At 68.4% G+C, this 14,768-nt stretch carries 15 protein-coding genes, 1 tRNA gene and 1 pseudogene; 7 read left to right on the forward strand and 10 right to left on the reverse strand.

What is annotated here, in order from left to right; genetic code table 11:
* Positions 1 to 290: primosomal protein N' family DNA-binding protein (locus BDIM_RS14340; RefSeq protein ID WP_040346321.1), on the reverse strand; the 290-nt coding region annotated here is incomplete at its 3' end.
* Positions 291 to 493: 203 nt separating this feature from the next.
* Here BDIM_RS14340 and fsa point away from each other — a divergent pair.
* The 4 genes from fsa to BDIM_RS14360 all read left to right on the forward strand — a co-directional run bounded on the left by fsa (position 494) and on the right by BDIM_RS14360 (position 3,917).
* Positions 494 to 1,147 (forward strand): fructose-6-phosphate aldolase, encoded by a 654-nt coding sequence (gene fsa / locus BDIM_RS14345; protein ID WP_003166309.1) that lies wholly within the window; start codon positions 494 to 496, stop codon positions 1,145 to 1,147.
* A gap of 38 nt (positions 1,148 to 1,185) precedes the next feature.
* Positions 1,186 to 1,887, forward strand: coding sequence for a DUF484 family protein (locus tag BDIM_RS14350; protein WP_081461915.1), 702 nt, complete (start codon positions 1,186 to 1,188; stop codon positions 1,885 to 1,887).
* Positions 1,888 to 1,898: 11 nt separating this feature from the next.
* The gene (locus tag BDIM_RS14355; protein WP_003166311.1) at positions 1,899 to 2,813 is read left to right on the forward strand and encodes a tyrosine recombinase XerC; all 915 of its coding nucleotides are present in this window, start codon (positions 1,899 to 1,901) and stop codon (positions 2,811 to 2,813) included.
* Positions 2,814 to 2,894: 81 nt separating this feature from the next.
* On the forward strand, positions 2,895 to 3,917 hold the full coding sequence (locus BDIM_RS14360) for a pepsin/retropepsin-like aspartic protease family protein (protein ID WP_143276783.1): 1,023 nt from the start codon (positions 2,895 to 2,897) through the stop codon (positions 3,915 to 3,917).
* Between the two features lie 5 nt (positions 3,918 to 3,922).
* Here BDIM_RS14360 and BDIM_RS14365 read toward each other — a convergent pair whose 3' ends face one another.
* Positions 3,923 to 4,714 (reverse strand): SDR family oxidoreductase, encoded by a 792-nt coding sequence (locus BDIM_RS14365; RefSeq protein WP_003166313.1) that lies wholly within the window; start codon positions 4,712 to 4,714, stop codon positions 3,923 to 3,925.
* Positions 4,715 to 4,783: 69 nt separating this feature from the next.
* Here BDIM_RS14365 and BDIM_RS14370 point away from each other — a divergent pair, with 69 nt between their 5' ends.
* A complete protein-coding gene (locus tag BDIM_RS14370; RefSeq protein ID WP_003166314.1) occupies positions 4,784 to 5,350 on the forward strand; it encodes a GNAT family N-acetyltransferase in 567 nt (188 codons plus the stop codon).
* Here BDIM_RS14370 and BDIM_RS14375 read toward each other — a convergent pair.
* The 5 genes and pseudogenes from BDIM_RS14375 to BDIM_RS18510 all read right to left on the reverse strand — a co-directional run bounded on the left by BDIM_RS14375 (position 5,325) and on the right by BDIM_RS18510 (position 11,258).
* Positions 5,325 to 6,410, reverse strand: coding sequence for a DUF5694 domain-containing protein (locus BDIM_RS14375; RefSeq protein WP_003166315.1), 1,086 nt, complete (start codon positions 6,408 to 6,410; stop codon positions 5,325 to 5,327). The genes BDIM_RS14370 and BDIM_RS14375 overlap by 26 nt on opposite strands.
* A gap of 138 nt (positions 6,411 to 6,548) precedes the next feature.
* Positions 6,549 to 7,961, reverse strand: a complete 1,413-nt coding sequence (gene lpdA, locus BDIM_RS14380; protein WP_003166316.1) for a dihydrolipoyl dehydrogenase — start codon at positions 7,959 to 7,961, stop codon at positions 6,549 to 6,551.
* Between the two features lie 199 nt (positions 7,962 to 8,160).
* A complete protein-coding gene (locus BDIM_RS14385; RefSeq protein WP_003166317.1) occupies positions 8,161 to 10,650 on the reverse strand; it encodes a TonB-dependent receptor in 2,490 nt (829 codons plus the stop codon).
* Positions 10,651 to 10,704: 54 nt separating this feature from the next.
* Positions 10,705 to 10,866, reverse strand: a pseudogene (locus tag BDIM_RS18505) (carboxypeptidase-like regulatory domain-containing protein); the annotation flags it as partial.
* The gene (locus BDIM_RS18510; protein ID WP_248601223.1) at positions 10,863 to 11,258 is read right to left on the reverse strand and encodes a hypothetical protein; all 396 of its coding nucleotides are present in this window, start codon (positions 11,256 to 11,258) and stop codon (positions 10,863 to 10,865) included. The gene BDIM_RS18510 and the pseudogene BDIM_RS18505, both read right to left, overlap by 4 nt.
* Between BDIM_RS18510 and BDIM_RS14390 the strand changes: the two genes are divergently transcribed.
* Positions 11,257 to 12,363 (forward strand): phytase, encoded by a 1,107-nt coding sequence (locus BDIM_RS14390; protein ID WP_003166319.1) that lies wholly within the window; start codon positions 11,257 to 11,259, stop codon positions 12,361 to 12,363. The genes BDIM_RS18510 and BDIM_RS14390 overlap by 2 nt on opposite strands.
* 126 nt (positions 12,364 to 12,489) lie before the next feature.
* Here BDIM_RS14390 and BDIM_RS14395 read toward each other — a convergent pair.
* Together BDIM_RS14395 and BDIM_RS14400 are read right to left on the reverse strand one after the other, a co-directional pair.
* Positions 12,490 to 12,564: transfer RNA gene (locus tag BDIM_RS14395), tRNA-Gly, on the reverse strand.
* Positions 12,565 to 12,819: 255 nt separating this feature from the next.
* Entirely contained in the window at positions 12,820 to 13,602 is a 783-nt protein-coding gene (locus BDIM_RS14400; RefSeq protein WP_003166320.1) for an SDR family oxidoreductase, read from the reverse strand.
* A gap of 54 nt (positions 13,603 to 13,656) precedes the next feature.
* On the opposite strand from BDIM_RS14400, the gene BDIM_RS14405 reads away from it, so the two are divergent.
* The gene (locus BDIM_RS14405; protein WP_003166321.1) at positions 13,657 to 14,061 is read left to right on the forward strand and encodes a YkvA family protein; all 405 of its coding nucleotides are present in this window, start codon (positions 13,657 to 13,659) and stop codon (positions 14,059 to 14,061) included.
* A gap of 157 nt (positions 14,062 to 14,218) precedes the next feature.
* On the opposite strand, the gene BDIM_RS14410 is transcribed toward BDIM_RS14405, so the two are convergent.
* On the reverse strand, positions 14,219 to 14,768 hold a 550-nt coding region (locus BDIM_RS14410), incomplete at its 5' end, for a zinc-binding dehydrogenase (RefSeq protein ID WP_040346323.1).

Consider the following 14,768-nt stretch of genomic DNA (forward strand, 5'->3'; position numbering starts at 1 on the left):
AGCGCCGTCGCCGCCATCTCGCCGGGCGGGCTGAGGGTCCAGCGCGCCGCCCATTCGACGAAGTCCAGCGTCCGTTCCGGCAGGCGCGGATCGTCCAGCACCTGCTCGACCGCCTTGAGACGCCGATTGGAGCCGGTCGTCTCGAACACCTCGGCCACCACGCCCCGGATCAGGCGCGGTCCCAGCGGCACGGCGACCTGATCGCCGCGCACGACCGACAGCGCCTCGGGAACCGCATAGTCGAAGGCTTCCGGCACCGGCAGGGGAATGAGGACGGAGGCGACCTTCACAGCGCGCCCTCGCACGCCCGCACCACCGACGTCCGATACCGACGTCGCGCCCTGCCACGATCGCCGCCTTCCGCCACGCCTGACGGGGCGATTTCAGACGATTCAGACGAATTGGACTCTATTTTTTCGATCACGGAGTCTGAAACTTCCCTGTCCGCGAAAGACGGTCGCTTCCGTCACAACTCGGCGCTAAAACTGGTCCCATGAAACTCTTTCTCGACACCGCCGACGTCGCCGTCATCAAGGACTTGCTGCCCACCGGGATGGTGGACGGCGTCACCACCAATCCTAGCCTGATCGCCAAGTCGGGTCGCAACATCGCCGAGGTCATCGCCGAAATCTGCGCCCTGGTCGAGGGGCCGATCTCGGCCGAGGCCGTGGCCACCGATTTCGAGACCATGGTCAAGGAAGGCGACAAGCTGGCCTCCATCGCCCCCAATGTCGTGGTCAAGCTGCCGCTGACCTGGGACGGCCTGCGCGCCACCCGCGCCTTCGCCGACAAGGGGATCAAGACCAACGTGACCCTGTGCTTCTCGGCGGCCCAGGCCATGCTGGCGGCCAAGGCGGGCGCGACCTTCATCTCGCCCTTCGTCGGCCGTCTGGACGATGTCGGCGCCGACGGCGTGGGCCTGCTGGAGGACATCCGCACCCTGTACGACATCCACGACTTCAGCACGGAAATCCTGGCCGCCTCGGTGCGCAATGCGGACCATGTGACCGCCGCCGCCCTGGCCGGCGCCGACGCCTCGACCATTCCGGCCGACGTTTTCAAGGCCTTGGTAAAGCACCCGTTAACCGACAAGGGGTTGGATGCCTTCCTGGCGGACTGGGGCAAGACCGGCCAATCCATCCTGTGACGCCGATTCTATAGTTTCTGACCCGACGAGAGGTCCGTTTGAGCACTTCCCTGGACCTCTCCACCAACCCGGCGGCGGGCTTGCATTGGCCGCAGGTGCGCGCCTGGCTGGGCGATCACGCCGAACACCTGCTGGATGATCGCGCCCTGCTGGAAGAGCTGGGCCTGGCCGCCACCGGGCGCAACGTCGTCGACTTCGGTCGCGCCGCCCTGGCGCGGCTGGAGGCCGTCGCCCAGCGCGAGGCGGGCGCGCGCAAGCTGATCGAAGAGATCGCCCGCGCCAACTTCGCCGCCCAGACCCAGACCCACGTCGCCGCCCTGGACCTGATGGAGGCCCGGTCTCACGCCGAACTGGCGCGCTGCCTCGACGCCGTGACGCAGGGGCGTTTCGGCCTGGCCGGCGCCGCCGTGGCGATCGAGAAGCCGGGCGCCGTCCCCTTCGGCTGGAAGGCGCTGGAGCCGGGCCGCGTCGACGCCCTGCTGGGCGAGGACGGCCTGCACTGGCTCGGCCCCAACTTCACCGGCCTCAGCCTGTTCGGCCCGGCCGAGGGCGAGGTCGCCTCGGTCGCCCTGGTGCGGATGAACCTGCGCCTGCCGGGCGCCGCCGCGCCCCGCGCCGCCCTGTGCGCCTTCGGCTCGGGCGAGGAAGACGGCTTCACCCCCGCCATGGGCTGCGAACTGGTGGCCTTCGTCGCCCGCGTGGTCGAACGCATGGCCGAGCGATGGCCGCTGGACGCCTGAGCGCCCCCTCCATGACTTCGCAGGACGCTCTGGCCGCCTGGCTGGAGCATCTGGCCCATGAGCGCCGCCTGTCGCCGCGCACGCTGGAGGCCTATGGCCACATCGGCCGGCTGTATCTGGCCTTTCTGGAGCGCCATCGCGGCGGCCCCCAAAGCGCGGCCGACCTGGGGTCCGTCACGGCGGCCGAAGCGCGCGCCCATCTGGCCGAGCGCCGCAGCGGGGATCGCCCGCTCAACGCCCGCTCGCTCAGCCAGACCCTGGCCGCCATCCGGGGCTTTCACGCCTTTCTCGACCGGCGCCTCGGCGTAGCGACGCCGCAGCTGGCCCTGGTGCGCGGGCCCAAGGTCAAGCCGTCCCTGCCCCGCCCGGTCAGCGAGGATCAGGCGAAGGGCCTGCTGCACGAACCCGAGGCCGATCCCGACATGGAGCCGTGGGAGGCCGCACGCGACCGCGCCGTCCTGACCCTGCTCTACGGCTGCGGCCTGCGGATTTCGGAGGCCCTGTCGCTGAAGCGGTCGGACGCCCCACTGCCCGAATCCTTGCGCATCACCGGCAAGGGCGACAAGACGCGCATGGTCCCCGTCCTGCCCGAGGTGCGCGAGGCGACGCAGGCCTATCTGGCGCTGCAGCCCTTCGTCATCGACGCGGATCAGGCCCTGTTCCGGGCACGGCGCGGCGGTCCCTTAAGCGCCCGCCATGTGCAGGCGACGGTGCAGCGGCTGCGCGGGCGCCTCGGCCTGCCCGCCTCGGCCACGCCCCACGCCCTGCGCCACAGCTTCGCCACCCACCTGTTGGGCGCCGGCGCCGACCTGCGCTCGATCCAGGAACTGCTGGGCCACGCCAGCCTGTCGACGACGCAGAAATACACCCAGGTCGACGCCGCCCGCCTGCTGGCCGCCTACGCCCAGGCCCATCCGCGCGGCTGACCCTCCGCAAACGGACTTTTCAGCACCTCGAAAAGGCGCCAGAATTCCGGCCTGGGGATCGCGGAACGGGAGTTCACGCGCGTGCACAGGCCGATTCTCGTTTCTGAGACCGATCGCCTCGCCCCCAGCCGTCGCATGGCCCTGAGCCTGCTGGCCCAGACCGGGCTTGTTCTGGCCGCCCCGGCCTGGGCGCAGGATGCGGCGGGCCAGACGCCTCCCGCTTCGCCCGACGCCGAGGCGCGCCTGCTGGCGAACCTGCTGACCCGCATCGGGGTCGAGGTCGATCTGGACGGGCGCAAGGCGCTGTTCGTCATCGACACGGGCGCAGAGCGCAGCGCGATCTCCGACCGGCTGGCGCAGGCGCTGGACCTTCCGCCCGGCCCGCCCGTCCTGGTGCACGGCATCACCACCGCCCAGATGACGCCGACCGTGCGCCTGCCCCATCTGGCCTTTTCCGAGCGACGGTTCGCCGACCTGGTCCTGCCGGTCTTTCCCTATGGTCTGCTGGGGGCCGACGGTCTTCTGGGGCTGGACGTGCTGTCGCGCTTCCGGCTGACCCTGGACCTGCGGCGACGCCGGGTCATGATCGCGGCCTCGGGCGCCGACGTCGTGCGGCGCGGCCTGTCCTTCGGCGGACGCGCCAGCCGCGTGGGTCTGGACATCACCGATGTCCGCTCGGGGCGTTTCAGCCAGTTGATCCTGACCCAGGTCGCCGCCGACGGCGTCCCGGCCGTCGCCTTCATCGACAGCGGCGCCCAATATTCGATCGGCAACCGCGCGCTGATGCGGGCGCTGGATTCGCGCCTGGGCCGGGTCGAGCGTCCCTTGGTGCGCGTCTATGGCGTGATCGGCCAGTCCTTGCTGGTGCGGTCCGGCGAACTGGCTGATCTGCGCCTGGCGCGGCGCGATCTGGGGCCGACGCCTCTGTTGTTCGGCGATCTGCACGCCTTTCGCATCCTGAACCTGATCGACCGCCCCGCCCTGTTGCTGGGCGCCGACGTCCTGACCCGGTTCAGCCAGGTGACGCTGGACTATGGCCGGGGCCGCATCGCCCTCGGCGGCCTGGCCCGTCGTCCGACGCCGCAGGCCGCGCCTCGGTCCTAAGGCCATCAGATCGACTTGACCGCTCCGCCATCGACGCGGATCAGCGAGCCGGTGACATAGCCCGCCAGCGGACTGGCCAGAAAGGCGGCGACGGCGCCGAACTCCTCGGTCGCGCCGATGCGTCCGGCGGGGATGGACTTGACCGATTCCGCACGGGCCTCGGCGGGTTCGACGCCAGTCGCTGCGGCGCGGGCGGCGTCCAGCCGCTCGATGCGCGGGGTGTCGATCCGGCCGGGCAGAAGGGTGTTGACCGTCACCCCATTGGCCGCCACCTCGCCCGCCAGGGTCTTGGCCCAGGCCGCCACCGAGGCGCGCAGGGTGTTGGACACGCCCAGCGTCCCGATCGGCTCGATCACGCTGGTCGAGGCGACGTTCAGCACCCGCCCCCAGCCCATGGCCCGCATCCCCGGCATGACCCGGTCGGTCAGGCGGAAGACCGACAGCACCATGGCCTCGAACTGCTCGCGCCACAGCGCCGGGTCCAGCCCCGCCACGCCCGACGGCGGCGGTCCGCCCGTGTTGTTCAACAGGATCTGGATCGGCCCGCCCAGCCCGGCCTCAGCGACGTCCACCGCCTTCAGCAGGGCCTCGTGATCGGCCAGATCGGCCGGGGCGATGACCGCCTTGCCCGGCCCCATGGCGTTCAGTTCGTCGGCCACGGCCTGAAGCCTGGCCGCATCGCGCGACAGCAGGGCCACGTGCGCGCCCTCGGCCACAAGCGCCGTCGCCACCGCCCGCCCCAGGCCGCTGGAGCCGCCGCAGACCAGGGCGCGCTTGCCGGTGAGTTGAAGATCCATGCGAGGCTCCTGTTGCGAAACACCCAAGGCTCCACATGTACGTGGCCCTCTCGTCCAGACAAGGCCGCCATGTCGCTTCCCGCCCTGCCCATCGAAACCGAACGCCTGTCGCTGCGCGCCTTCCGCCCGGACGATTTTGACGCCTATTACGCCTACCACGCCCTGCCCGAGGTCTATCGCTACCTCTACGCCGCGCCGCCGAGCGCCGAAGAGGCGCGCAAAACCCTGCAAACGGCGAACGCCTTCACCGAGGACGGCGACGTCGCGCGGCTGGCGGTGACGCGACGCGCGGATGGAGCCCTGCTGGGCGAGCTTTTCCTTAGGCTGGCCAGCAAGGCGGCCCTGCAGGCCGAGATCGGCTACATCTTCAACCCGGCCTTCGCCAGCCAGGGCTACGCCGCCGAGGCGGTGCGCGCCCTGGTCGGGGTCTGCTTCTCCAGCCTCGGCCTGCATCGCCTCTACGCCCGCCTCGACACGGACAACCAGGGCTCCATCGGCCTGGTCGAGCGGCTGCGCTTCCGGCGTGAGGCGCACCTGATCCAGAACGACCGTTTCAACGGCGTCTGGGGCGACGAATTCATCTACGCCGTGCTGGCCGCAGAATGGGCCGCTAACGCAGAACCGCGTCGGAACTGACCAGCCGCACGTCGTGCATCTGGTTCAGATAGGCCTCGTAGTAGCCTTTGTGCGAGGCGCCGACGATGGTCAGCATCCGCGTGCCCGGATAGCGCCCCAGCACGTCGCGGATGTTGGCGACCATGCGCAGGTTGCGGGTCTCCCAATAGCCCAGGTAGCGTCGCCCGAACGCCTCGGGCGACGGCTCCACATGGGTCGCGCCGAAGTCGGAGCGATAGGCCGCTACGGCTTCAACCGGATCATTGTAGGCCCGATACATCGCCAACAAGCCGCCTGGACGCTCCAGACCAGCGCCCAACGCCGCTGAGGCTTCCTTTCGCGCCTTTGAATTCGGGTTGTCCCAAGATCCCATGATGGCCTGGCGATAGCCCTCCTGCTCGTCCGGTCGAATGTCGGAAGAAGCCGTGTGGTCATCAACGGCCCACAACCTCTCCAGGCCCAGACGCGCCGCCAGAGCCGCGGCGATCAGCTCGGTCTCATTGCGACGCGTCATCCGACGGTTCAGTTCGGCAACCAACTCCTCCGTCAGCCCGTCCTGGGCCAACCGCTCGCTTTCAGGCAGGCGCAGCCACTGGACCACGGCGGACGGCGCTTCTCCGGCGGCCAGAAAAAGTAGGGCGAGCTGTCGCCTCTGTGTTGACGAAGGCGTCTCCGGCCAGTCCGCCAGAACGCGCTCGACTTCGACATTGGCGCCCGGAACATCCAATGCAGCGGCTTCACCGGCCTTGGCCGGATCATAGCAATAACTTCTAATCGTCGAGGCATAGCGTGTCGGCTGGCGTTTCATAGCATCGCACTGCAGACCCGAAAGGTTCTCGACCGCAATCGCCGTCGGTCGCCAAGTCGCCAACCGATCAAGCAAGGGCTCCAACAGCTCGGGCCGGAAGCTGTCCGGCAGGGCGGAAAGGTGCGGCGAGCCCAGCACCAGAACCTCATTGAACGCGCCTGCCGGAGGGCCTTTCAACTGGTCAGGGTGAAACGTGGGTCGATAGTCCTGCGCCGAGGCGACAGAACCGATCACCGCCCAGGCCGCCGCCGCCATTCCAATCGCCAAACGCATCGCTTCACCCTCGCTCCCGCCGTTTCGCGGTGAAACTGAAGACGCCCGCCGAGGCCAGCAAGTTAAGTTTCGGCAACGAAAAACGGCGCGCCCCGTGCGGAGCGCGCCGTTCAGATCGCGGTCTGAAGCCGGTGAGGCTTACGCCTGCATCGTCCAGCCTTCGACGCCCATGGCGGCCTGACGGAAGGCTTCCGAGCGGGTCGGGTGCGGGTGGCAGGTGCGGGCCACGTCTTCCGAGGCGCCGCCGAAGGCCATGGTCATGCAGGCCTCGCCGATCAGCTCGCCCGCCTGCGGGCCATAGATGTGGACGCCCAGAACCTTGTCGGTCGCGGCGTCGGCCAGGACCTTCACGAAGCCCTCGGTCTCGTGGTTGATCTTGGCGCGGCTGTTGGCGGCGAAGGGGAATTTGCCCTTCTTGTAGTTGACGCCCGCGGCCTTCAGCGCCTCTTCGGTCTTGCCGACCCAGGCCACTTCCGGGCCGGTGTAGATGACCGACGGCACCAGGTCGTAGTCGACGTGGCCCGGCTTGCCCGCGATCAGTTCGATCACGGCCACGGCGTCTTCCTCGGCCTTGTGGGCCAGCATCGGGCCGTGCGTCACGTCGCCGATGACCCAGACGCCCGGCGCCGAGGTCTTGAAGTGGTCGTTGGCGATGAAGCCGCGCGCGTCCGGCGTGACGCCGACCGTCTCCAGCCCCAGGCCTTCGGTGTAGGGACGGCGGCCGATGGCGACCAGCACCACGTCGCCCTTCAGGGTTTCCGCCTCGCCTCCCTTGGCGGGTTCGAGGGTCAGCTCCACGCCGTCCTTGGACGTCTTGGCGCCGGTGACCTTGGTGCCCATGCGGAAGGTCATGCCCTGCTTGGTCAGGCCGCGCTGGAAGGCGGTGGCGACTTCGCCGTCCATGCCCGCCCCGACCTTGTCGAGGAACTCCACGACCGTGACCTGGGCGCCCAGACGACGCCAGACCGAGCCGAGCTCGAGGCCGATGACGCCCGCGCCGATGACGATCAGATGCTTGGGAACCTTGGGCAGGAACAGGGCGCCGGTCGAGTCGATGACCTTGCCGTCCTCGAAGGCGACGCCCGGCAGCGGGGTCGGCTCCGAGCCGGTGGCGATGACGATGTTCTTGGTCTCGAGCGTGGTCTTGGCGCCGCCCTCGGCTTCGACCTCGACCTTGCCCTGGCCGACGATGCGGCCGAAGCCCTTCACCACGTCGACCTTGTTCTTCTTCATCAGGAATTCGATGCCCTTGGTCAGGGCCTCGACGCTGTCGTCCTTGGCCTTGTGCATCTGGGCCAGGTTCAGCTTGGGCTTCACCTCGATGCCGATGCCGGCGAATTCGATGTTGGCGGCCTCATACAGTTCCGAGGCGTGCAGCAGGGCCTTCGACGGCATGCAGCCGACGTTCAGGCAGGTGCCGCCCAGGGTCGCGCGCTTTTCGATCAGGGCGGTCTTCAGCCCCAGTTGTCCGGCGCGGATGGCGGCGTTGTAGCCGCCCGGCCCGCCCCCGATGATCACCACGTCGTAGGTCTGGGAAGCGGCGTCGGCCATATGGTCCTCTGATCGTTCAGGCGCTGGGGAAGAGAGCGGCGCGGACACTAGCGCCGACCCCGGCGGGGTCAACCGCCACGGTCCATATAGGCCCGGATCGCGTCGGGGACCATGCCGAGAAAGACTAAAGGAGGGGCCGACGAAAGCAAAAGGCCGGGCGTCGCCGCCCGGCCTTCCGTTTTCAGCCGCTATGGACCGATCAATATTTGAAGCGCACGCCCATGAAGACGTTGTAGCCGAACTTCTCGTACTCATAGGTCCGCTCGCGCGAGCCGTAGTAGCGGACGCCCGCCGAGTCGGTCAGGTTCTTGGCCTCGCCGAACACCTCGACCCCGTTGCCGAAGTCGTAGGAGGCGGTGAAGTCCAACTGCTCACGGCCTTCGACGAACAGGTCGAAGTCGGGGTCGTCGGCGTTGATCTCTTCCAGATAGTCGCTGCGCTTGGTGTAGCTGAGGCGGGCGCTAAAGCCGGCCATCTCGTAGAAGAGAGCCAGATTGTAGTTGTTCTCCGACTGGCCCGGCAGCGAGAACTTGTTGCGGCCGCCATAGGCCTGGGCCGTTTCGATCTCGGCGTCGGTCCAGGTGTAGTTGGCGAAGACGCCGAAGCCCGAGGCCCAGCCGGGCAGGAAGCTGAACTTCTGCTGCCAGTTCAGCTCCAGGCCCATCAGGTGGCCGTTCGGGGCGTTGATGGGGGTCTCGAACTCGGCGTCGAATTCGGTCCCGTCGATCGTCACCTTGTCCTCGTACTTGAGGATGTAACGGTAGTCGGTCAGGTCTTTGTAGAAGGCGTTGGCCGACACCACGCCCAGCGAGGCGAAGTAGTATTCCAGCCCGAAGTCGACGTTGTTCGACAGCGTCGGCTGCAGGTCCGGGTTGCCGATCTCATACGAGATGTCCGTGCCGTCGGTCTCTTCGATACGACGCGGGACGATCTGATTGAACTCGGGGCGCGAGATCGAGCGCGTCAGGGCGAAGCGGCCGATCAGATTGTCCGAGAAGCTGTGGCGGACCGTCAGGTTGGGGAAGAACTCGGTGTCGTCGCGATCGACCCGCGCCATGTCATAGGGCTTGGTGCCGTCGTTATCGATCAAGCTGGCGGCCTCGCCCTCGAACTTGGTGTTCTCGACGCGCAGGCCGAAGATGATGTTGGTCGCGCCGATGTTCAGGCGGCCCTGGGCGTAGGCCGACAGAATGTCTTCCTTGGCCGTATAGTCCGCCGCGATGGAATCCGCCGGACGGATCGGCGACAGCGGGCGCATCTGGCCGAAGTAGTCGTCCACCAGGCCGTTGTTGAACTTCTTGCCCAACAGATAGTCGTAGTTGCGCGAGTCCGAGCCCGTCAGCAGGTCGGCGTAGGACTGCGACGGCGCATGGGCGGCATCACGGCTGCGGAAGCGGTCCTCGTCGGCCGAGATGTCGCGGGTGCGGTATTTGCCGCCGAATTTCCAGGTGATCTCGCGGCCGCCGATGACCGAAGGCAACTCGAAATTGGTCTGGAAGGTCAGTTCGTCCTGCTCGGTCGTGCTGGAACGGAAGGCGTTCTCGCGGAAGCGGTATTGCGCCGCATCCATGTGTTCGCCGGTCGTGAAGACCGAATAGGTCGGCTGGTAGTGATCGCCGGTGAAGTCATAGGTGACCGACGGCTTGGCCCGCGACCGGAACAGCAGCTCGTTGCGGTTCGGATAGGTCTGCTCGCTGCTGGCCCACGAGATGTTCGCGTCCCACACAGCGCCGTTGCCGAAGATGCGCTCGGCGCCGGTCGTCAGGGTCAGGATTTCGTTCTTCTGGGTGCGGTGACGCAGCTGGCGCTCGACCGTCACGTCATTGAAGGTCGCCTTGCGGTCGGTGGCGCCGGCCTGAAGCTTTCCTTCGTCATAGGTCAGCAGCAGCTGGTTGCGGTATTCGTCGTCCTCGAACTGGGCGAACGAGCCGCGCACCCAGGCGCGATAGGCGTCCGACGGTCGGAACTCCAGCGAGCCGTTGATCGACTGGCGCGTGCGCTCGGTGTCGTAATCCTTGAACAGGCTTTCCTCGAGGGCGAACACCTCGCCGCCTTCCGGCGTCTTCATCTTGGTCCAGCCGGACTCGACGTTGTCGGGGCGGCGGTTGGTCTTGGAGTAGGAGTAGGACAGCAGGCCGCCGAAGGTCTGGTCCGCGCCGAAGACGTTCGACGCCGTGGCGCCCGCGCGGATGTCCTCGCCGCCGTAGTCGTTGTAGCTGCCGCCGGCATAGCCGCTGACGGCCAGGCGGCGCTGATCGAAGGGCGAGCGGGTCTTGATGTTGACCGCGCCGGCGATGGAGTCGGCGTCCTGGCTCGGCAGCAGGGTCTTGGAGATCTCGATGTTGGAGACGATGTCGCTGGGCAGGGTGTCCAGGTCGACCGCGCGCGTGCCCGGATCGACGGCCGGAACCGTCACCCCGTCCACCGACACGGCGGTGAAGGCCGACGGCGCGCCGCGCACGTTGATGTAACGGCCTTCGCCCTGGTCGCGCTGGATGGCGATGCCCGGCACGCGCTGCAGGGATTCCGCCACGTTCGGGTCGGGGTAGCGGCCGATGGCGTCGGCCGACAGGACGTTGATGGTGCCGTCGGCGTTCTTCTGCTGGTTCAGCGAGCGGGCCACGCCCTCGGTGATGACGCCGTTGACGATGACGTCGGCCACGGCGACCGCGTCGCCCGAGCCCATCATGACGGTGACCGAGGTCAGGCGGCCCGACGCGGCGGCGACCGTCTGGGTCGCGGTCGGCAGGCCGATGTAGCGGGCCTCCAGCGTGATCTGGCCGGAGACGCCGCCCAGGTTGAACTCGCCCTGGCTGTTGCTGACGGCGCGGCGGCCGCTGGCGCGGTCGATGATCTCGGCGCCCGGCAGGGGCGAGCCGTCGGCGTTGACGACGCGACCGATCAGGCCGTCGCCCGCCGGGCGGCCGCGACGGCCGGAGCGGCGTCAACCGCGACGTCGACAGCCCTGGCGTCAGCAGCTTGGGCGGCGACAGCGAAAACCAGCGGCAGGCTCGCCGCGCTGAGAAGAAGTCCGAGCTTCATGTCCATATCCCCGAAGGCCGGCACCGCTTCTGGCGGCCCGGTTCCGGCGGGATGGCTAATGCGCCGCGACGACGCGGCCGCGACGGTTTCACGAAAAGGAATCTGCGACCGGAACACGGGATGACGACAGTTCGTCCCGACCCGGACCATCCGTTGTCGAACCATCGCCGAACCGTCGTGGCGGCGCCGTTGACCGTCCTTTCGCGCGCGTGTTTCGGGCGGGCATTCCTCATTCGGACGGAAAGCTCCGCTCATGCCCGCCTCCCTGCCCCTGCGTTCGCTCGCCGGCCTTCTGGCCCCCGCCCTGCTGCTGGCCGCCTGCGCCGGGCATGAGACGGACTATCAGGGCGAGGGCGGCGGCTTCGTCGGCCAGGGCGCGCCCGTGCGCGCCGTGCTTGAGACGCCCTCGGTCGGCACCGTCGGCGACGACGCGGCCGACGATCCCGCCGTCTGGGCTTCCAAGACCCCCGTGACCATCGGCGACGTCCAGACCCCCGGCTTCGTCGTCGGCACCGACAAGAAGGCGGGCCTCTACGTCTACGGCTTCGACGGGGCCATTCTGCAGTTCATGCCCGAGGGGCTGCTGAACAACGTCGACGTGGTCGAGGGCCTGAGCCTCGACGGCCGCCCGCAACTGCTGATCGGAGCCAGCGACCGCACGCCGGGCCGCACCGGCGTCGCCCTCTATCTGTTCGACCCGGCCGGGACCGGCGACAACAAGGTGCGCTACTGGGGCTCCATCGCCACCGACGTGGTCGAGCCCTACGGCTTCTGCTTCGCCCGGCGCGGCGAAGAGGTGCACGCCGTCCTGGTCGGCCATGAAGGCGAACTGCGTCAGTTCATCGTCGCCGCCGGGACCGACGGCCGCCCCGCCGCACAGTTGGTCCGCCGCGCCGAGATCGGCTCCATCTCCGAAGGCTGCGCCGCCGATCCGGCGACCGACGCCCTCTATATCGCCGAGGAGAACGTCGGCCTGTGGCGCTACGGCCTCGACCCGGCCTCGGGCGGGACGCGCAGCCTGGTCCAGCCGGTCGCGCCGGGGCTGCTGGTCGCCGACGCCGAGGGACTGACCACGCTGACGGACGGCGCCGCGCGCTATCTGATCGCCTCCAGCCAGGGCGACTCGACCTTCCCTGTCTGGCGCATCGACGGCGCAGAACCGCAGTTCAAGGGCCGGTTCGTGGTTGTGGACGGGACGGTCGACGGGGTGACGGGCACCGACGGCCTGGCCGCCCTGGGCGGCGCGGTCGGCCCCTTCCCCGAGGGCCTGGTGGTCATCCAGGACGACGTCAACGACACCGGAACCCAGAACTTCAAATACGTCGACTGGCGCGACATCCGCGCCGCGCTGGGGCTGTAGGGCCAGGGGGGCAGAACGTGAAAAGGCCCGACGCGATCGTCGGGCCTTTTTCATGTGCGGCGATGGACAGGGCGCAAAAGGAAACGGGGCCCGACCTTGCGGCCGGACCCCGTTTTCCCTTTCGACTGGAGCGGGCGAGGCGATTCGAACGCCCGACCCTCACCTTGGCAAGGTGATGCTCTACCCCTGAGCTACGCCCGCACTCCGTTGGGAGCGATGTGCTGCTCCCCGTCGAGGAAGGGGCGTATAGCGGACCGACTTCGGATCGCGCAAGCCCCTTTTTCGATTTTCGTCCAATCCGTCGATTTTTTTCGAATAGCCCTGAAACTTCACACGAAAACGGCCCCCAAAACGCCCGCTCGGACGCCTCGGAGGCCGCTTCAAAGCGCCGCCGCCTGCCCGCTCAAGCAGCGAGCCGCCGCGCGGCGAGCGTTAGCGGCCTTGCCGCTCCTCGCCTTAGCGAGGCGCGAGACGGATCGCCCCGTCCAGACGGATGCACTCGCCGTTGATGTAGGTGTTCTCGGCCAGATGCAGGGCCAGGGCGGCGTAGTCGGCCGGCGTGCCCAGACGCTTGGGGAAGGGGATCATGGCGGCCAGAGCGTCCTGCACCTTCTGGTCCATGCCCGCCATCATCGGCGTCCACATGATGCCCGGCAGGATGGTGTTGACCCGCACGCCCTCGTTCATCAGGTCGCGCGCGACGGGCAGGGTCATGGCGTAGACGCCGCCCTTGGACGCCGAATAGGCCGCCTGGCCGATCTGGCCGTCCTGGGCCGCCACCGAGGCGGTGTTGATGATCAGGCCGCGCTCGCCGTCGTCCATCGGCTCCAGCGTCACCATGCCCGCCGCCGACTGCGACAGGACGCGGAAGGTGCCGAACAGGTTGATCGAGACGGTGCGCTCGAACTGGGCCATGTCGTGGGCGCGGATCTCGCCGGTGTCCTTCTTGCGGCTGACGGTCTTCTGGCCGGTGGCGATCCCGGCGCAGTTGACGGTCAGGCGCTCCTGGCCGTGGGCGGCGCGAGCCTTGGCGAAGCCGGCGGCGACGCTGTCGTCCGAGGTCACGTCCACCTTGCAGAAGACGCCGCCGATCTCCTGGGCGATGACCTCGCCGCGCTCTTCGTTCAGGTCGAACAGGGCGACCTTGACGCCCTTGGCCGCCAGGGCGCGCGCCGTGCCTTCGCCGAGGCCCGAAGCCCCACCCGTCACCACTGCTGCGATCGAAGCGTCGAGTTTCATGAAAGTCGTCCTATATTCGATTGAACCGAGTGCTCGTGCGAGGATTTAGCGGCCATGACCGCAAAGACCAACGGGGTGTCGCCTGATGACGCCATCAATCCTGAAAAGGCCCTGGTTCCCGCCGTGCAGAAGGTGAACGAGATGCGCGTGCGCAAGGGCTTCTGGCCCAAGATGCGGCGCACCGCCGCCCGCATCCCCTTCGCCGGACAGGCCATGGCCGCCTGGTACGCCGCCCAGGATCCCAAGACGCCGCTGGCGGCCAAGGGGCTGATCCTGGGGGCGCTGGCCTATTTCGTCATGCCGGTGGACGCCATTCCCGACATCTTCGCCGGCATCGGCTTCACCGACGACGCCGCGGTGATCGCCGCGGTGCTGGCCACCCTGGGCGCCCACCTCAAGCCCCGCCACCACGATCAGGCGGCGCAGGCGTTGAAGCGGCTGCGGGAGGACGAGGAATAAACCCTTCTCCCCTTGCGGGAGAAGGTGGGCGCCGAAGGCGCTCGGATGAGGGGTCTCTCCGAAATCGGATGAAGGCAGCGAGGCCGAGGTCCCGCAACCCCTCATCCGTCAGGCTTCGCCTGCCACCTTCTCCCACAAGGGGAGAAGGATGCTCCGATCAATCCTCCACCTTCACCACGATCTTGCCGACGGCCGAGCGGTCGCTGAGGGCCTGGATGGCCTCATGGGCGCGCTCCAGCGGGAAGGTGCGGCTGACGCGCGGCTTGATCTTGCCCTCGGCGTAGAGCTGCATCAGCTCGGCCATGTTGGCGGCGTGGGCCTTGGGATCGCGGGCGACGGCGGCGCCCCAGAAGACGCCGACCACCGACACCGACTTCAGCAGGGTCAGGTTCAGCGGCAGGGACGGAATCCCCGCCGGGAAGCCCACCACCAGATAGCGGCCGTTCCAGTCCATCGCGCGCAGGGCCGGCTCGGCGTAGTCGCCGCCCACCCCGTCGAACACCACATCGGCGCCGTCGCGGCCGGTCGACAGCTTGAACTCGCCCGACAGCTCCTTCTGGGCCGCCTTGTCCATCGGGCCGGAGGGGTAGATCAGGCCGTTGTCCGCGCCCAGCTCCAACGCGAACTCCACCTTGTCGTTGGTCGAGGCGGCGGCGACCACGCGCGCGCCCATGGCCTTGCCCAGCTCGACGGCGGCGGCGCCGACG

The sequence above is a fragment of the Brevundimonas diminuta ATCC 11568 genome, from assembly GCF_000204035.1.
GTDB lineage: Bacteria > Pseudomonadota > Alphaproteobacteria > Caulobacterales > Caulobacteraceae > Brevundimonas > Brevundimonas diminuta.

Bases quoted from the DNA above. Each gene is read 5' to 3' on its own strand.
- fsa (WP_003166309.1), top strand. From the start codon at position 494: ATGAAACTCTTTCTCGACACCGCCGACGTCGCCGTCATCAAGGACTTG.
- BDIM_RS14355 (WP_003166311.1), top strand. From the start codon at position 1,899: ATGACTTCGCAGGACGCTCTGGCCGCCTGGCTGGAGCATCTGGCCCAT.
- BDIM_RS14365 (WP_003166313.1), bottom strand. From the start codon at position 4,714: ATGGATCTTCAACTCACCGGCAAGCGCGCCCTGGTCTGCGGCGGCTCC.
- BDIM_RS14370 (WP_003166314.1), top strand. From the start codon at position 4,784: ATGTCGCTTCCCGCCCTGCCCATCGAAACCGAACGCCTGTCGCTGCGC.
- BDIM_RS14375 (WP_003166315.1), bottom strand. From the start codon at position 6,410: ATGCGTTTGGCGATTGGAATGGCGGCGGCGGCCTGGGCGGTGATCGGT.
- lpdA (WP_003166316.1), bottom strand. From the start codon at position 7,961: ATGGCCGACGCCGCTTCCCAGACCTACGACGTGGTGATCATCGGGGGC.
- BDIM_RS14385 (WP_003166317.1), bottom strand. From the start codon at position 10,650: ATGATGGGCTCGGGCGACGCGGTCGCCGTGGCCGACGTCATCGTCAAC.
- BDIM_RS14390 (WP_003166319.1), top strand. From the start codon at position 11,257: ATGCCCGCCTCCCTGCCCCTGCGTTCGCTCGCCGGCCTTCTGGCCCCC.
- BDIM_RS18510 (WP_248601223.1), bottom strand. From the start codon at position 11,258: ATGAGCGGAGCTTTCCGTCCGAATGAGGAATGCCCGCCCGAAACACGC.
- BDIM_RS14400 (WP_003166320.1), bottom strand. From the start codon at position 13,602: ATGAAACTCGACGCTTCGATCGCAGCAGTGGTGACGGGTGGGGCTTCG.
- BDIM_RS14405 (WP_003166321.1), top strand. From the start codon at position 13,657: ATGACCGCAAAGACCAACGGGGTGTCGCCTGATGACGCCATCAATCCT.